At 77.6% G+C, this 16,754-nt stretch carries 14 protein-coding genes; 8 read left to right on the top strand and 6 right to left on the bottom strand.

Going from position 1 to position 16,754, the window contains the following annotated elements; all coding sequences use genetic code 11:
- The first annotated feature begins 6 nt into the window (after positions 1 to 6).
- Positions 7 to 795, top strand: a complete 789-nt coding sequence (locus ACI781_RS12775; protein ID WP_456566481.1) for a ComF family protein — start codon at positions 7 to 9, stop codon at positions 793 to 795.
- Positions 796 to 865: 70 nt separating this feature from the next.
- On the top strand, positions 866 to 1,567 hold the full coding sequence (hpf, locus tag ACI781_RS12780) for a ribosome hibernation-promoting factor, HPF/YfiA family (protein WP_456566482.1): 702 nt from the start codon (positions 866 to 868) through the stop codon (positions 1,565 to 1,567).
- A gap of 90 nt (positions 1,568 to 1,657) precedes the next feature.
- Here the strand turns inward: hpf and ACI781_RS12785 are convergent, their stop codons facing one another.
- Together ACI781_RS12785 and ACI781_RS12790 are read right to left on the bottom strand one after the other, a co-directional pair.
- Positions 1,658 to 2,227, bottom strand: coding sequence for a GNAT family N-acetyltransferase (locus ACI781_RS12785; RefSeq protein ID WP_456566483.1), 570 nt, complete (start codon positions 2,225 to 2,227; stop codon positions 1,658 to 1,660).
- Between the two features lie 10 nt (positions 2,228 to 2,237).
- Positions 2,238 to 2,630, bottom strand: coding sequence for a TIGR03618 family F420-dependent PPOX class oxidoreductase (locus tag ACI781_RS12790; protein WP_456566484.1), 393 nt, complete (start codon positions 2,628 to 2,630; stop codon positions 2,238 to 2,240).
- A 59-nt stretch (positions 2,631 to 2,689) separates the two neighbouring features.
- Here ACI781_RS12790 and secA point away from each other — a divergent pair, with 59 nt between their 5' ends.
- Positions 2,690 to 5,749 (top strand): preprotein translocase subunit SecA, encoded by a 3,060-nt coding sequence (secA, locus tag ACI781_RS12795; RefSeq protein ID WP_456566485.1) that lies wholly within the window; start codon positions 2,690 to 2,692, stop codon positions 5,747 to 5,749.
- 87 nt (positions 5,750 to 5,836) lie between these two features.
- On the opposite strand, the gene ACI781_RS12800 is transcribed toward secA, so the two are convergent.
- Both ACI781_RS12800 and ACI781_RS12805 read right to left on the bottom strand, forming a co-directional pair.
- Positions 5,837 to 6,376, bottom strand: coding sequence for an Rv3235 family protein (locus ACI781_RS12800; protein WP_456566486.1), 540 nt, complete (start codon positions 6,374 to 6,376; stop codon positions 5,837 to 5,839).
- A complete protein-coding gene (locus tag ACI781_RS12805; RefSeq protein WP_456566487.1) occupies positions 6,373 to 7,164 on the bottom strand; it encodes a LysM peptidoglycan-binding domain-containing protein in 792 nt (263 codons plus the stop codon). The genes ACI781_RS12800 and ACI781_RS12805 overlap by 4 nt, the downstream gene beginning before the upstream one ends.
- Positions 7,165 to 7,249: 85 nt before the next feature.
- Here ACI781_RS12805 and ACI781_RS12810 point away from each other — a divergent pair, with 85 nt between their 5' ends.
- Entirely contained in the window at positions 7,250 to 7,816 is a 567-nt protein-coding gene (locus ACI781_RS12810; protein WP_456566488.1) for a hypothetical protein, read from the top strand.
- Here ACI781_RS12810 and ACI781_RS12815 read toward each other — a convergent pair.
- Positions 7,813 to 8,064: a helix-turn-helix domain-containing protein gene (locus ACI781_RS12815; protein WP_456566489.1), complete on the bottom strand. Its 252-nt coding sequence runs from the start codon at positions 8,062 to 8,064 to the stop codon at positions 7,813 to 7,815. The genes ACI781_RS12810 and ACI781_RS12815 overlap by 4 nt on opposite strands.
- Before the next feature lie 194 nt (positions 8,065 to 8,258).
- On the opposite strand from ACI781_RS12815, the gene ACI781_RS12820 reads away from it, so the two are divergent.
- The 4 genes from ACI781_RS12820 to ACI781_RS12835 all read left to right on the top strand — a co-directional run bounded on the left by ACI781_RS12820 (position 8,259) and on the right by ACI781_RS12835 (position 12,543).
- Positions 8,259 to 9,104, top strand: a complete 846-nt coding sequence (locus ACI781_RS12820) for an SAF domain-containing protein (protein WP_456566490.1) — start codon at positions 8,259 to 8,261, stop codon at positions 9,102 to 9,104.
- Positions 9,104 to 10,402 carry an AAA family ATPase gene (locus tag ACI781_RS12825; protein ID WP_456566491.1) on the top strand — a complete coding sequence of 433 codons (1,299 nt, stop codon included), beginning with the start codon at positions 9,104 to 9,106 and terminating at the stop codon, positions 10,400 to 10,402. The genes ACI781_RS12820 and ACI781_RS12825 overlap by 1 nt, the downstream gene beginning before the upstream one ends.
- A gap of 161 nt (positions 10,403 to 10,563) precedes the next feature.
- Positions 10,564 to 11,946, top strand: a complete 1,383-nt coding sequence (locus ACI781_RS12830; RefSeq protein WP_456566492.1) for a WS/DGAT/MGAT family O-acyltransferase — start codon at positions 10,564 to 10,566, stop codon at positions 11,944 to 11,946.
- Positions 11,947 to 12,012: 66 nt separating this feature from the next.
- On the top strand, positions 12,013 to 12,543 hold the full coding sequence (locus ACI781_RS12835) for a DUF6912 family protein (RefSeq protein ID WP_456566493.1): 531 nt from the start codon (positions 12,013 to 12,015) through the stop codon (positions 12,541 to 12,543).
- Between the two features lie 32 nt (positions 12,544 to 12,575).
- Here ACI781_RS12835 and ACI781_RS12840 read toward each other — a convergent pair whose 3' ends face one another.
- Complete coding sequence (locus ACI781_RS12840; RefSeq protein WP_456566494.1) at positions 12,576 to 16,748, bottom strand: FtsK/SpoIIIE domain-containing protein; 4,173 nt, start codon at positions 16,746 to 16,748, stop codon at positions 12,576 to 12,578.
- Positions 16,749 to 16,754: the final 6 nt, after the last annotated feature.

Consider the following 16,754-nt stretch of genomic DNA (forward strand, 5'->3'; position numbering starts at 1 on the left):
TGGGTCGTGCGCGCCACCGGGGAGGTCGTCGGCGCCGCGGTGGCCGCGCTGGCCGACCTGGTGCTGCCGCGGGTCTGCGCGGGCTGCGGGGTGCCCGGCGTGCTGCTGTGCCGGGGGTGCGCCGCGTGCTTCACCCGGCCGCACCTGGCGCAGCCGCGGCGCTTCCCCGCGGGGTTCCCGCCGACGGTGGCCGCGGCGGCCTACACCGGCCCGGTGCGCCCGGCTGTGAACGCCTTCAAGGAGCACGGCCGCGCGGAGCTCGCCCGCCCGCTCGGGACGGCGCTCGCGCTGGCGGTCGCGGCGGTCCGCGCCGGTGTCCCGGCGGCCGGCCCCGCCACCCCCGTGCTGCTGGTGCCGCTGCCGGCGTCCCGGGCGGCGCTGCGGGCGCGGGGCCGCGACCACGTGGCCGAGCTGGCCCGCGCCGCCGTCACCGAGCTGCGGACCGCCGGTGTGCCGGCGGCCGCCGGGCGGCTGCTGCGCCGCGCCGGCAGGGTCGCGGACTCGGCGGGCCTGTCGGCCGCCCAGCGGCGCGCGAACCTCGCCGGCACGGTGGTCGCCCGGCCCGGGGCGGCGGTGCCCGCGGGGACGCTGCTGGTCGTGGTCGACGACGTCGTGACCAGCGGCGCCACGCTCACCGAGGCCGCTGCCGCGCTGGCGCCGACACGCGGGGACGACACGCCGGTGCTGGCCGCGGTCGTGGCCGCGACGCCCCGACGTCCCCCCGCGGGCGGCGTCGCGGGCCCACCTGCGCGGACCCCGCGGTACCGGTCGGCGAGGTCCTCGCGGACGTGCTGATCGACTGTCGGGACACCTGACGGACGACTAGCGTTCAACCGGACACACACCCGTACTACCGGGAGGTCTCATGGAGATCGTTGTCCGTGGCCGGAACGTCGAAGTGCCGGAACACTACCGCCAGCACGTCGAGGACAAGGTGGGGTCGCTCGACCGCTTCGACGGCAAGCTCAAGATGCTCCGCATGGACGTGGAGCTGTTCCACGAGAAGAACCCACGCCAGTCCGCCAACTGCCAGCGGGTGGAGATCACCCTCCGCGGCAAGGGCCCCGTCGTGCGGGCCGAGGCGAGCGCGCCCGACTTCTACGGGGCGCTGGACCTGGCCTGCACCAAGCTGGAGAACCGGCTGCGCCGGGCGGCCGACCGCCGCCGCGTGCACCACGGCCGGCGCACCCCCGACAGCGTGCGGGTCGCCGGCGGCGCCGGCGAGCCGCTCGCCCCCCTGGCCGGCCCGTCGCCGGCCCCCTCGGAGCTGGACGCTCGGTTCGACGGCGAGCCGCTCGTCACCGACGTCGCCGAGCACCTGCCCGGGCACGTCGTCCGGGAGAAACACCACCCGGCCGTGCCGATGACCGTCGACCAGGCCCTCCACGAGATGGAACTGGTCGGCCACGACTTCTTCCTGTTCCAGTGCGCCGACACCGGGCAGCCGACGGTCGTCTACCGCCGGCACGCCTACGACTACGGCCTCATCCGGCTGGTCGACGTGCCCCTGGACGGTGTCGCCGCGCGCGACTCCGCACCCGCCGAGAAGGTGGCGGCCCCGGTCTGATCCCACGGCGGGGTCGCCCGGGGACGTGACCCGTCCCCGGGCGGCCCCGCCGTCGTCGGGCTCGCGCCGGTGGGCGCGACCCCGCCCGCGTCAGTCGCCCGGGACCCGCCCGAACAGGACGGCGTCCGACCGGACACCGGAGCGGCCCGCGAGGCACGCGCGCACCACGCCCTCCCGCCGGAACCCGGCCCGCTCCGCGGTGACCTGCGAGGCGCTGTTGGCGACGTCGACCACCAGGTGGACCCGCGGCGCCCCCAGCCCGAGGGCCCACTCGGCCAGCGCGTGCGCCACCTCGGCGGCGTAGCCGTTCCCCCGCGCCTGCGGCGCGAGCCAGTAGCCGATCTCCGGGCCCAGCCGGCCGCCGCGGAAGTGCACGCCGGCCGAGCCGACCAGGACGCCGCCGGTCTCGACGGCGACGGGCATCCCGCGGCCCTCGGCCCGCTCGGCGGGCGCCCGGCCCTCGTGCAGGGGCCCGGCCCGAGCCTGCGAGGGTCGGGGGGCACGGGGGTCCTTCCACCAGTGCTGGATGTCGGGGTCCTGGCAGGCGGCGAACACGGCGTCCGCGTCGTCCGGCCGGTGCGGCCGCAGCACCAGGCGATCGGTGCGGACCACCTCGGTGGTCAGGTCGACGCCGCTGAGGTCCATCTCGTCGGGGATCACCCGGCCATGGTCAGGCGTTGCCGAGGACCCGGTCGACCGAGATCTCGATGACGACCCGCGCCGGGTTCTCCCGCGGCTGCTTGTACCGGCGCGCGTAGCGCCCGACCGCGTCGGCGACGGCGGCGGCGTCGTCCCGCACGACCGCCGTCCCCTCCAGGGTGAGCCAGCGCCGGCCGTCCACCTGGCAGACCGCCACCCGGGCCTGCCCCTCCCGCACGTGCCGGGCCTTGGCCGACGCGCCGGAGGTGATCACCCGCGCGGTCGCCGTCCCCGGGTCGAAGGTGACCCCGACGGGGACGACGTGCGGGGTGCCGTCCGCGCGCAGCGTGGTCAGGGTCGCCAGGTGCCGCTCGGTGAGGAAGGTGAGCGTGTCGGGGCCCAGGGTGCGCGGGTCGGAAGCCACCGGCGGAGGGTATGCGCGCTCGTCCCCGTCCATCCAGGCGGGCCGCCTACCCTGGGCCCGTGGTGTTCTCTCGAATCCTCCGTGCCGGCGAGGGCAAGATCCTGCGGCGACTGAACCGGATCGCCGACGCGGTGGAGTCCCTCGCCGATGACGTCGCCGACCTCACCGACGCGGAGCTGCGCGCGAAGACGGACGAGTTCAAGGAGCGCCACGCCGACGGGGAGACCCTCGACCAGCTGCTCCCCGAGGCGTTCGCCGTCGTCCGGGAGGCCGCGACCCGCACGCTGGGCCAGCGCCACTTCCGCGTGCAGATCATGGGCGGCGCCGCGCTGCACCTGGGCAACATCGCCGAGATGCGCACCGGTGAGGGCAAGACGCTGACCGGCGTCCTCCCCGCCTACCTGAACGCCCTGACCGGCGACGGCGTGCACGTCATCACGGTCAACGACTACCTGGCCAAGCGCGACGCCGAGTGGATGGGGCGGGTGCACCGCTTCCTCGGGCTGTCGGTGGGCACGATCCTCTCCGGCGAGCGGCCGGCGCACCGCCGCGAGCAGTACGCCTGCGACATCACGTACGGGACGAACAACGAGTTCGGCTTCGACTACCTGCGCGACAACATGGCCTGGAGCAAGGCCGACCTGGTCCAGCGCGGGCACAACTACGCGATCGTCGACGAGGTCGACTCGATCCTCATCGACGAGGCGCGCACGCCGCTGATCATCAGCGGCCCGGCCGAGAGCGCCGGCAAGTGGTACCAGGAGTTCGCCCGCATCGTGCCGATGATGCGGCGCGACGAGCACTACGAGGTGGAGGAGGCCAAGCGCACGGTCGCCGTCACCGAGGAGGGCGTGGAGTTCGTCGAGGACCAGCTGGGCATCGAGAACCTCTACGAGGCGGTCAACTCCCCGCTGATCAGCTACCTGAACAACGCGCTGAAGGCCAAGGAGCTCTACCACCGCGACCAGCAGTACATCGTCAGCAACGGCGAGGTGCTCATCGTCGACGAGTTCACCGGCCGCGTGCTGTCGGGCCGGCGCTACAACGAGGGCATGCACCAGGCCATCGAGGCCAAGGAGAAGGTGCAGATCAAGGACGAGAACCAGACCCTCGCCACGATCACGCTGCAGAACTACTTCCGCCTCTACGAGAAGCTGTCGGGGATGACCGGCACCGCCCAGACCGAGGCGGCCGAGCTCTCCCAGACCTACTCCCTGGGCGTCGTCCCCATCCCGACGAACCGGCCGATGGTCCGCCTGGACCGCTCCGACGTCATCTACAAGACGGAGAAGGCCAAGCTCGAGGCCGTCGTGGAGGACATCGCCGAGCGGCACGAGGCCGGGCAGCCGGTGCTCGTCGGCACGGCCAGCGTCGAGAAGTCCGAGCTGCTGGCGAAGTACCTGCTGCGCAAGGGCATCCCGCACGAGGTCCTCAACGCCAAGAACCACGCCCGGGAGGCGACGATCGTCGCCCAGGCCGGGCGGCTGGGCGCGGTCACCGTGGCCACCAACATGGCCGGCCGCGGCACCGACATCCAGCTCGGCGGCAGCCCCGACTTCATCGCCGACGAGGACCTGCGCGCCCGGGGGCTGAGCCCGGCGGAGACCCCGGAGGAGTACGAGGCCGCCTGGGACGACGCCCTGGCCGCAGCCCGGAAGCAGGTCGAGGAGGAGCACGAGCAGGTCACCGAGGCCGGTGGGCTGTACGTGCTGGGCACCGAGCGGCACGAGAGCCGTCGCATCGACAACCAGCTGCGCGGCCGGTCGGGCCGGCAGGGCGACCCGGGGGAGTCGCGCTTCTACCTCTCCCTCGGTGACGACCTGATGCGCCGGTTCAACGGACCGATGCTCGAGTCGATGATGAACACCCTGCGGGTGCCCGACGACCAGCCGATCGAGTCGAAGATGGTCAGCCGGGCCATCCTGTCGGCGCAGACGCAGGTCGAGCAGCAGAACTTCGAGATCCGCAAGAACGTCCTCAAGTACGACGAGGTGCTCAACCGGCAGCGCACGGTCATCTACGACGAGCGGCGCAAGGTCCTCGACGGCGAGGACCTGCACGTGCAGGTGCGCGCCATGGTCGACGACGTCATCGCCGCCTACGTCGACGGCGCGACGGAGACCGGCTACGCCGAGGACTGGGACCTCGAGCAGCTGTGGACCGGGCTCAAGGCGCTGTACCCGGTGGGCCTGGACCGTCAGGAGCTGCTGGACCGCGTCGCCGACGGCGAGCAGGCGGCGCTGTCGGCCCAGACGCTGAAGGACGAGCTGCTCGCCGACGTGCACCGCGCCTACGAGGAGCGCGAGTCCACGCTCGGTGCCGAGGTCATGCGCGAGCTCGAGCGGCGGGTGCTGCTCAGCGTGCTGGACCGCAAGTGGCGCGAGCACCTCTACGAGATGGACTACCTGCGGGCCGGCATCCACTTGCGCGCGATGGCCAACCGCGACCCGGTCGTGGAGTACCAGCGCGAGGGCTACGACATGTTCAGCGCGATGCTCGACGGCATCAAGGAGGAGTCCGTCGGCTTCCTGTTCAACCTCGAGGTCAAGACCAAGGAACAGCAGGACGAGGAGGCCCGCGCGAAGCAGGCCGAGGCCGAGGCGCGCGCCCTGGCCGCGGCCCAGGAGGGCACGGCGCGGGTGCTCGCCCGCCAGCAGGCGGCCGCCGCGGCAGCCGGTGGCAACGGGTCGGGCGCCGGCACCGCGCCGGCGGGGGCCCCCGCCGGCGGGACCGCCCCGGGCAGGTCGACGGCGACCACGCCCGCCAAGGCGGCGCCGGCCGCGCGGCGGAGCGCGGGTGCCGGCCCCGGCAAGAGGACGGCGAAGCCCGCCGGCCGGCCGGCGACGACCGCTCCGGCGGCGACCGCGTCGGCGGAGGCCGAGGAGCCGCCCGTCTCGGGGACCGGCCCGCAGCTGGCGGTCAAGGGCCTCGACGAGCCGCGCCGGCCCGAGAACCTGACCTACTCGGCCCCCAGCCTGGACGCCTCCCCGAAGGAGAACGGCGCGGCCAAGGCGGCGAAGACCGCCACGGTCACCGGCTCCAAGGAGCCGTCCCGGAACTCGCCGTGCCCCTGCGGCTCGGGCAAGAAGTACAAGTTCTGCCACGGCGCGGCCAAGTAGCCGTACCACCCGACACGCGCCCCCGCCGGACCCCGTCCCGGCGGGGGCGCTGCCGTTCGCGGGCCCGGGACCCTGCCCTGTCCCCGGTCAACCGATCTGCAGGGCAGTGCAGCGCCACCGGCCGTCGAGGCCCTCGAGCCGCGCCGCGACCGCGTGCGCGCGTCCCGCGCGGCGGGCCACGGCGCTCACCTCCGCGACACCGTCCACCGGCTCGCACACGTGCACCCTGCCGAGCAGCACCGGTGCGGTGCCGCCGGAGCACCAGCCGGGGCGGGGGCGCCGGGTCAGCGCCAGGTACAGCCCGGGCGCCGTCAGCCGCTGCACCTGGGCGAGCGGGCGGAGCCCGGCCAGGCCCTCCAGCGCGGTGACGAACAGCCGCCGCCCGGCGCCGGCGGGGTCCGGCAGGTCGGTGCGGGAGCTCCAGTCCGGACCGAGGTCCATCGTCCGCCGGTGGGCCTCGCGCGGTCGGGGGCCCGGGACGTGCGCCGGCCGCGGCGGCAGGACCCCGTGCCGCACGAGCGGCAGCACCGGCTCCTCGCACGCCGGCGGCTGCGGGGTGGGGACCAGGGTCAGCCGGAACGTCCGCGGGGTCTGCGGTGCGGCGGCGACGGACGGCGGGGCGGTCATCGCGGGGCCTCGTTTCCTGCGGCGAGGGCGGGGCTGGCGGGGGCGGTCGGGCTGGCCGGGGCGGTGGGGGTGGTGGGGGCGGCCAGCACCTGGCCGGGGAGCAGCAGGTCGGGATCGGGCCCGATGACCCCGGCGTTCGCCGCCCACCACGCGTCCACGGCCCGGGCGACGTCCGCGCCGGCCGGCACCGTGCCGGTCCGCGCCCGTAGGTCCGCGGTGGCGACGGCCCACAGGGTGTCCCCGCGCACGACGACGTGCTCGCCTCCCGCCGGCGCCGGCGCCGGGGGTGGGAACGACGGTGGCGCCGGGGGTGGGGCCGGGGCCGGCGGGGCGGCCGGTTCCTCCGCGGTCTCCGCTGTCGCCGGCGGCCAGTCGGGGACCAGGGCGGTGCCGGGGAGGGCCTGCACGGCTCCGGCCGGATCGACCGGCGCGGAGCAGGCGGACAGGGCCGGCCCGCCCACGCCCAGGCCGATCCCGAGCGCCACGGCGGCGACCCGGCGGGCACTCGCGGGCAGCAGGACGCGCGCCAGGCCGCGGGCGACGGCTCCGACCAGCCCCGGGGCGGCCGACAGCGCGGCCAGCAGCAGCCCCAGCGCACCCCAGCCCCAGGCGAGCCAGGCCAGCGCGGCCACCAGGGTCAGCACGAGGGCCTCGGCACCGGCGCCGTCGACGAGCGCCTGGGGGTCGGCCAACGCCGATGGGGCGGGGAACGGCGGCGTTAGCAGGGCCAGCAGCGCCACGACCACCGCCATCGCCGTGGTCGTGACCGCCAGTCGAACCAGTGACATCGGGACCTCCTCGTCTCTCGACGTGCACTAGAGCAAGCAAACGTCAAGAAATGCAACCCATGTGGACGGAGGTACGCTCCGGCTCGTGCGGTGGCAGCGGTTGTTCGCCGACCTGCAGGCGGAGTGGGAGGCCGCGCAGGTCGCGGCGGAGCGGGCGGAGGACGCCTCACGGGCACGCCTGGAGACCGGTGCCGTGCACCTGGCCCAGCGGCTGGGCGGGGCGGTCGGCCGCGAGGTCGCCCTGCGCTGCCGGGGAGCGGGGGAGGTGCGGGGGAGGCTGATGGAGGTCGGCTGGGGCTGGCTGCTGCTGACCGACGTCGCCGGCCGGGAGGTGCTCGTCGCCGAACCCGCGGTGCGCGCGGTGGCGGGGCTGGACCGGTCGACCGCCGTGGCGCCCGGCGGCGCGGTCGCCGCGCGGCTGGACCTGCGCTGGGCGCTGCGCGGGGTCGCCCGGGACCGCAGTCCCGTGCAGGTGTTCCTCGACGACGCCGCGGTGCTGACCGGGACCGTCGACCGGGTGGGCGCGGACTTCGTGGAGCTCGCCGAGCACGCGGCGGACCAGCCGCGGCGGGGCGCGGCCGTGCAGGCGGTGCGCGCGATCGCGCTCGACGCCGTCGCCGCGGTGCGCCGGCTGGCGCCGGGCCTGGACTAGGAGCCCTCGGCTCCCGCCCGCGTCTCCTCGGCGTCGGGCTCGATCTCCGGGACGTCGCCGGAGCGGGCCTCGGCGTAGCGCTGCTGGATGAACCGCTCCAGCTCGTCGACCTCGACGCGCCACTGCCCGCGGCCGCCGATCTGGATGGCGATCAGCTCCTTGCGGCGCACGAGCGCGTACACCTGCCGCCAGGAGACGTTCAGGATCTCCGCCACGTCGGCGAGGGTCAGGAAACGCGGTGTGGGCATCGGCGGTCTCTCATCCGGGGTCGCGGGCCAGTGTGTCAGCCCTCCGGAGGGAACGGCCCGGCCGTCCACACCCGAACGTGTGGACAACCGGTGCGCGCGAACGACACGGTCCCGCATCATCTGCCCCCGACCGCCCTCGTCCGGGCCGGTCCCGGCAGGCCGCGAGGGCCGCCGACGACGACGGAGGAGGCGCGGTGACCGACGTGCGGACGGCCCCGCCACCGGCGCCGGCCGGCCCGGGGACGGCGACCGGGCGGGTGCGCGGGCCGGTGCCGCGCCGTGTCCGGGCGCCGCGGTGGCTGGACCTGCGGCTGGTGCTGGGCGTCCTGCTGGTCCTCGTGTCCGTGCTGCTGGGCGCCCGGGTGGTCGGTGCCGCCGACACGACGGTGCCGGTGTGGGCGGCGTCCGGGGACCTGGCGGCCGGCACCGTGCTGTCCGCCGGCGACCTGGTCACCGTGGACGTCCGCCTGGACGACGCCGCCGGGCGCTACCTGGCCTCCAGCACCCGCCCCGAGGGCCGCACGCTGGCGCGGGCGGTGCGCGACGGGGAGCTGCTCCCGCGGTCCGCGCTGGAGGACGTCCCGGACCTCGTGCAGGTCGCCCTCCCGGTGCAGGCCGGTTTCGCCCCGCCCGCGCTCGCCCGCGGCCAGGTGGTCGACGTCTACGCCGTCGCCGACCCGGCCGCCGGCGCCACCGGGACCGCGGACGGGAGCGTCACCCTCGTCGTCGGGTCCGCGCCGGTGCAGGCGGTGTCCGGCCGGACGGAGGGCGTGCTGTCCAGCGCGGCCACGACCGTGCAGGTCGTGGTGTCCGTCGCGGCCGGCTCGGCGGACGAGGTCCTCGCCGCCGTCGCCGGCCGCCCGCTGGTCGTCGTCGTCCGCGGGTCGGTCGACGCCACGGCGGCACCGTCGGCGGTCGTGCCCTCGCCGCGGGTGCCGTCGCCGGGGGCCGCGCCGTCCACCGCGCCGCCGGCCGTCCCGCCGGCCGGCACCGCGACGCCGGCCGTCCCGCCGGCCGGCTCCGCGGCGCCGACGTCCTGATGGCGCTGCAGGTCTTCACCGCGGTCACCGGTGCGGCGTGGGAGGCGGCGCTCGTCGGGGCGCTCGACCGGGCCGACCACGGCGTGACCGTGGTGCGCCGCTGCGTGGACGTCGCCGAGCTGCTGGCCGCCGCGGCGACCGGCACCGGGCACGCGGCGCTGCTGTCGGCGGACCTGCGGCGCCTCGACGGGGACGCGGTCGCCCGGCTGACCGCGGCCGGCGTCGCCACGGTGGGGCTGGTCGAGCCGGGGGACGAGCGAGCCGCCGCGCGCCTGCACGGATGGGGCGTCCTGCACGTGCTGGCCGCCGACGCCGCGCCGGAGCAGATCGCGCGGGCGCTGCGCGAGGCCGTCGCGGGGAGCCCCGCACCGGGCCGGGACGTGGCCGACCCGCGGTCCGCGCTGGCCGGTCCCGCCGTCGCGCCGGGGGAGGTCGAGCCGGCCGACGGCGACGGCACGGTGGTCGCGGTGTGGGGGCCGACCGGTGCCCCGGGCCGGACCACCGTGGCGGTCGGGCTGGCCGACGAGGCGTCCCGGCTCGGCGTCGACACCCTGCTGGTGGACGCCGACGTGTACGGCGGGGTCGTCGCCCAGCTGCTCGGACTGCTCGACGAGTCGCCGGGCCTGGCCGCCGCGGCCCGCCGCGCGGCTGCCGGCGGCCTGGACGAGGCCGCGCTCCGCCGGCTGACCTGGGAGGTCCGGCCGGGGCTGGGGGTGCTGACCGGCCTGGCGCGCGCCGACCGGTGGCCGGAGCTGCGGCCGTCGGCGGTGGTGCGGGTGCTCGAGGAGGCGCGACGCGCGGCGGCGCTGACGGTCGTCGACTGCGGGTTCAACCTCGAGGAGGACGAGGAGCTCTCGTTCGACACGGCGGCGCCGCGGCGCAACGGGGCGACGCTGGCCGTGCTGGAGTCCGCGGACGTCGTGCTGTGCGTGGCCGGTGCCGACCCGGTGGGGCTGCAGCGCTGCATCCGGGGACTCGGCGAGCTGCGGGAGGTGCTGCCGGGCGTGGAGCCGCTGCTGGTGGTGAACCAGGTGCGCCGCGGTCCGGTGCCCGGCGAGCCGCGCCGGGAGATCGCCGAAGCCCTCCAGCGCTTCGGCGGCCGCGAGGTGGACTCCTTCCTGCCCGCGGACCGCCGGGCCGCCGACGCCGCGCTGGCGGCCGGGCGGACCCTGGCCGAGGTGGCGCCCTCGTCGCCGCTGCGCGAGGGCCTGCGGGGGCTGGCGTCCCGGCTCACGGGGGTGCCGACGCCGGCGCCCCGGCGGGGCCGGACCCGGCCGGGGGCGCGCTGGGCCGGGTGAGCCCGGGCGGACGCCCCCGGCGCCCTGCGCGGCGCCGGGTGCGGTCGGCGGGCCCCCGCCCACCCGCCCGGCGCTCGGCGTGCCCTGGACCACGGGCGCGGCACGGGACGCGCCGGGGCGGCCGGTCTGCGTAGCGTGGGCGGCCCGACGGAGGGGGACGGATGCTGGAGCGCCTGACCACGATCGACGCGTCGTTCCTCTACCTCGAGGAACCCGACGCACCGATGCACGTCGCCGGGGTGCTCCTGCTGGAACCCCTGGCGGGCGGGCTCGAGGCGCTCGCGGCGCTCGTCGAGGCGCGGCTCCCGCTGGTGCCCCGGTACCGCCAGCGGGTGCTCGAGGTCCCCGGGCGACTGGCCGATCCCGTGTGGGCCGACGACCCGGACTTCGACGTCGCCTACCACGTGCGGCGGTCAGCGCTGCCCCGCCCGGGTACGGAGGCGCAGCTGCTGGACCTGGTCTCCCGGCTGACGTCGCGGCCGCTGGACCGGCAGCGGCCGCTGTGGGAGCTGTACCTGGTCGAGGGGCTCTCCGGCGGGCGGGTCGCCGTCATCACCAAGACGCATCCGGCGCTGGTGGACGGGCTGGGCGCGGTCGACATCGCGCAGGTGCTGCTGGACCCCTCCCCGGACGCGCCCGTCCCCGAGGCCGAGCCGTGGCGGCCACGGCGGCTCCCCAGCGGGGTCCAGCTGTTGCGCTCGGCCGTGGGCGAGTACGTCCGCCGGCCGTCGGTCGCCGTGGAGAGCCTCGTCGCGGCGGCCGGCGACGTGCGGGCGACCGCGGCACGGCTGGGTGGCGCGGCCTCCGGCGTCCTCGAGGCCGCCCGGTCGGCGGTGTTCCCCGCGCCGCACAGCCCGCTGAACAGGACGCGCAGCCGGCAGCGCCGCGTGGCGGTGGCCCGGGCGGACCTCGAGGACCTCAAGGCCGTCCGGCGCGCGTACGGCGGCACCGTCAACGACGTCCTGCTCGCCGTGGTCACCGGCGCGCTGCGGGACTGGATGCTCTCCCGCGGCGCGGCGGTCGTCGCCTCCACGTCCGTGCGGGCGCTCGTGCCCGTCTCGGTCCAGGGTGACGAGCAGGAGGCCCCGGGCAGCCGGGTGGCCAGCTACCTGGTCGACCTGCCGGTCGGCGAGCCCAACCCCCGGGTGCGGTTGGCCCGCCTCGGTTACGCGATGCGCGGGGTGGCGAGCTCTGGACGGTCCGTCGGCGCCGACGCGCTGATCGCGCTCACCGGGTTCGCGCCGCCGACGCTGCACGCGCTCGGCGCCCGCGCCGCCCGGGGGCTGTCCCGGCGGATGTTCAACCTGGTCATCACCAACGTGCCCGGTCCGCAGGTGCCGCTGTTCGCTGCGGGAGCCAGGATGCTCGAGGTATTCCCGGTCGTGCCGCTGGTCCGGGGACAGGGCCTGACGATCGGCATGACCAGCTACGACGGTCGCGTCTACGTCTGCCTGAACGCCGACCGGGAGACGGTCGGGGACGTGGACCTGCTCGCCGACCTGATCGAGCAGGAGACCGCCCAGCTCGTGGAGGACTCCCGCTGAGGACGCCGGCGGCGCGCCTGCCCGGCGGCGCACCCGGGCGGCCGGGATACCGTCGTCGCTCCACCGATGGAGGGAGCGACCCGGGTGCGCGTGTACCTGCCGGCGACGACGACGGTCCTGCGGACGCTCGTGGACGAGGGCCGGGTCCCGGGGCCGGTGACGGCCTTCGCCGTGACCGAGGTGCTGCGCCGGCACTACGCGGTCAGTGACGCCGAGGCCGACGTCGAGGAGCTCGAGTACGCCGCGCTGCTCGCCGCCGCCCGCGCGAGCTTGCGCCTGCTGGACAACGACCCGCTGGCGTCCCGCCGGCGGGCGGTCGTGGCCGCCGACGTGCCCGACGACGCCGTGACCCCGCTGGACGAGCCGCACATCGAGGCCGGTGCCGTCCGGGTGGCCGCGGACGTCGCGGTGCGCGACGTCGCCAGCGTGCACGTCGACGGCGCCGAGGCCGAGGACGACGTCCGGGCGGCCGTCGCCGTGGTGCTCGAGGCCGACCTGGGCAGCGACGACGCCCAGTTCGTCGTCGACCAGGCCGAGGGGCACGAGCTGGCCTGGTACGCGTCGCAGGAGATCGGGCCGCTGCTCGACCTCCTCTGAGGGTCGCGGCGCCGGGTTGCGGCGCCGGGGCGTCACGCCGGTGCTGGTGCCGGTGCGGTCGCGGTGCGCCGCAGCGCCACCTGGACCCGGGAGGGCACCCCGGCGTCGACCAGCCAGCCGGATCCCGGCCGGACGGGTACCGGCGCACGGGGCAGGCGTACCCCGAGCAGGTCCGCGTCGCCGGGACCGGGCGCGAGCAGCAGCCCGCTGCGGCGCCGCCGCAGTGCGGCGACCGGCCCCCGGAAGACCGTCGCCAGGTCCGAGGGGGAGCCGGTGACGACGGCCAGCACGTCGCCCGGTGCGTCGGCCGCCAGGGCGGCGAGCACCGGGCTCTCGGCGACACCGGCGTGGTCGTCGACGGTCACCACGCCCGTGGCGCCCGCGAGGCCGGCCACCCAGTCCTGCCAGGCCGGGAGGTCTGCCGCTCCGACGACGGTGGTCCCCGGCGGCAGGGGATCGGTCCCGGCACCCGGCGGGACGACGCGGCACACCCGGACACCCGCCGCGACGAGGTGCGCGGTGAACGCGGTGAGGGCGGCCGACCGGCCGCTCCCCGGCGGCCCCGCCAGCAGGAGCCCGCCGGAGCGGCGCAGGTCCACGGTCAGCACCCGGCCCTCGTCGCCGCCGGGACCGACCGGGACGGTGAGCGGGAGGGGGTCCGTCTCCTCCGGGGACGGCAGGGGCAGCTCCGGGTCGGCGGGCAGCTCGGGGATGCGCAGGGCGGCGGGGTCACCCGGGACCTCGCAGGCCGGCAGCGGCCGGGGGAGGGCCAGCTGGCACTCGTGGGCCGCCTCGCCGACCAGCGCCCGGCCGGGCGGGCGGTGGGCCGGGACCGCCCGCGCCGGGACGCCGGCCACGCCGTAGTCCGCGCGGTCCGGCAGCGGCAGGACCAGCCGGGTGCCGACCGCGGCGGCCAGGCGGCCCCCGGGCACCGCGCGGTCGGCGGTCAGCACGCACGTCAGCCCGGCGGCGCCGCCCTCGCGGACCAGCCGCAGCAGCGCCGCCGAACCGCGGGCCGGATCGGCCTCGTCCAGCTGCGCGGACAGCGACTCGACGCCGTCGACCAGCAGCAGCAGCCGCGGTGAGGACCGGCCCGCCGCGCGGCGCGCCGACACCTCTGCCGCCAGCCGGTCGACCAGGCGCATGGTGCGCAGCGGGTCGCCGGCGCCGACGGTGGTGCCCGCGTGCGGCAGGCCGGCCGCGACCCGGGAGAGGAGGCCGCCGCCGTGGTCGAGCACGTGGAGGTGCAGCTCGTCGGGCCGGTAGGCGGTGACGGCCTCCGACAGCACGGTGTGCAGGACGGTGCTGCGGCCGCTGGCCGGCCCGCCCACGACGAGCCAGCCGCCGCCGGCGGCGAGGTCCACGGTGAGGGCGTCCTGCCGCTGCAGGTCGGGCCGGTCCAGCAGCCCGATCGCGAGCCCGGGGCCGGCGCCGGAGGTGGCCGGCGCCCTTCCGGGCGCGTCGAGGTCGGCGGCGGCCAGCCGGTCGGGCAGGGGTGGACACCACGGCCGGTGCGGTCGGCGCACCCCCTCGCGCCCGGCGCGGGCGGTGAGCGCGGCGACGAGCAGCTCGAGGTCGGTCGGGCCGGTACCCGGCGAGGTCACGACGCCCTCGCCGTCGTCGGGCCACGTCCAGCGGCGGACCCGGGGGCGCGCGGGCCCGGCCGGCGGGCGACCGGCGACGCGGGCGACCTGCAGGAGCGCGGGTGTGCCCGGTCCGCGGCGCAGATAGGCGCGCCCCGGCCGGGCGGCTGGCAGGAACGCGGCCGCGGCAGTGCCCAGGACGTCCCGGCTGTCGGCCTCGTCGGTGGTGCGCAGGCAGATCCGCAGACTGCAGTTGGCCCGGATCTCCGGGGAGACCACGCCCGCCGGGCGTTGCGTCGCGAGCACGAGGTGCACCCCGAGCGAGCGACCCCGCTGGGCGATCGCGACCAGTCCCGGCAGGAAGTCGGGCTGCTCCTCGGCCAGCCCCGCGAACTCGTCCACCACGATGACCAGCCGCGCGAGCGCCACGTGCTCGGGCAGGTCGGCGAGGTCGGCAACCCCGGCTGCCGCGAGGACCGTCTCGCGGCGGGTCAGCTCCGCTCCCAGCGACCGCAGGGCGCGGTCGGCGGCGCGCGCGTCCAGGTCGGTCACCACGCCCACGGTGTGCGGCAGCGCCGCGGCCTCGGCGAAGGCGGCGCCCCCCTTGTAGTCGACCAGGAGGAAGGCGCACCGGTCGGGCGGGTGGGCCGCCGCCAGCGACGCGACGAGGCACTGCAGCAGCTCGGACTTGCCCGACCCGGTCGTCCCGGCGACCAGCGCGTGCGGCCCGTCGCGGCACAGGTCCACCGAGACCACGCCCTCGGCCGTGCGGCCGAGCACGGCATGCAGCGTGTCACGCCGCCGCGACCAGCCGCCCGCGCCGTCCTCGACGGGGTCCGCGGCCAGCACGTCGCGCAGCCGGACGTGGGTCGCCGGCTGCCCGGACCCGGACGCGGGCGTCGTCAGCGGGGCGAGATCGCGCGCGACCGCAGCCGCCGCGGTGCGCGACAGGTGGTCGACCACGAACTCCCGGGGTGCGGCCGAGGTCTGCGACAGCACGGCGCGCTGCCCGGTCTCCCCGGTGACCCGGACGTGGGCCCCCGTCTCGACCGCCCCCTTTCCGGCCGTGGCGAGGACCAGCACGCCCGCCGGTCGCGCGTCGCGCAGGGCATCGACCAGGCGGCGGCCGGCGGGACGGTCCAGCACGACGAGCAGCCACGGACGGGCCGCTGGAGACCCCTGCGGCCCGGGCCGCCCCGGCGCGGCGCCGGCCCGGGCGGCCACGACAGCGCCGAGCCAGGCCAGGTCGGCGCGCTCGGCCTCGCCCGCCGCCGACACGCGGACCCGGGAGTCCTCGACGTGCGGCAGCCACCGCGTCCAGCGCCAGTCGGCGAGCCGGTCGCCGGTGGTGAGCACCGAGACCGCCAGATCGGTGGGTGGGAGCAGCGCGCACGCCTGCACCAGCACCGACCGCAGGACGCCGACCGAGCGTGCGCGGGGGCCGTCGACGCCCAGGCCGCCGGCGGCGGCGAGGTCCACGGTGACGGGCAGGTCCGCGCAGCTCTGCGGGGTCCGGGTGCCGTCGCCGTCCACCCGGACGACGGACGTGGTCCCCGGACCCCGGCCGAGGCGGACGGCGAGAGCGCCCGCGTCGTCCGACCGCCGCCCCCACAGCGGCGTGGACCGGCGCCGGGCGGCGACGGCCAACCGCGCCAGGTCCGGCGCGGCGCTCTCCGCCGCCCGGCGGTCGGCGAGCACGGCCTGGTCCAGCTGGTCCTGCGCCGCCGCCAGCTCCTCGGCGTGGGCGAGCGCGTCCCGCCTGCGCGCACCACGGCCGCCCCACCGCTCACCCAGCCAGGACCCGACCGCCACCATGGGGCTCAGCAGCGCGAAGAACAGGAAGGTCGGCGCGTCGAGCAGCCACGCGCCGGTGACGCCCGCGACGGCGGGCAGGGCGAGGGCGATCCACGGCAGCCGGCGCCGGACCGGTGCGGCCGGGGCGGTGGGGAAGCGGACCTCGGTCTCGGCGGGCACGGCCCGCGCGCTCCCGACCGGCTGCACGCGGGTGCGGCCGCCCGGGTCGGGGGCGGCCGGCAGCCGGGTGCCGTCGGGACCGCGGACCACGAGGGCGGACGAGCCGATGCGCAGCACCGCGTCCTCGGGCCACTCGGCCGGCTCCGTGCCGAGCACGTCGTCGTCGACGCGGCTGCCGTTGGCCGACCCGGCGTCCGCCACCGTCACCCGGCCGGCACCGATCTCCACGAGCGCGTGCCGGCGGGAGACGTCGGGGTCCTCGAGGGGGACACCGGCCGCGGTGCCGCGGCCGAGGACGTGCCGGCCCGCGGCCAGCGGCACGGAGCGCCCCGCGTCGGGGCCGCCGACGACGTGCAGCGCGAGCGCGGTCGCGGGGACCGGCGCCGCCGGGGCCGGCCCGGGTCGGCCGAGGCCCAGCACGGCGCCGTGCGCCAGCGCCGGGGCTCGGAGCTCGGCGTCGCCGGCCACCCGCGCCGGGCCGGCCCACAGCTCGCGCGCCGCCGGGCCGGCGACCGCGACGAGTTCCGCGGCGACCGCGGCCAGCGGGGCCTCCTCGGGCGCGGTGACCTCGACGTCCAGCGCACCGGTCGCGCCCACGAGGGTCCAGCGGCGCGTCCGGGCAGGGGCGGGGATCGGTGGTGCGCTCACGCCCCG

It is taken from the genome of Blastococcus sp. SYSU D00695 (assembly GCF_054050555.1).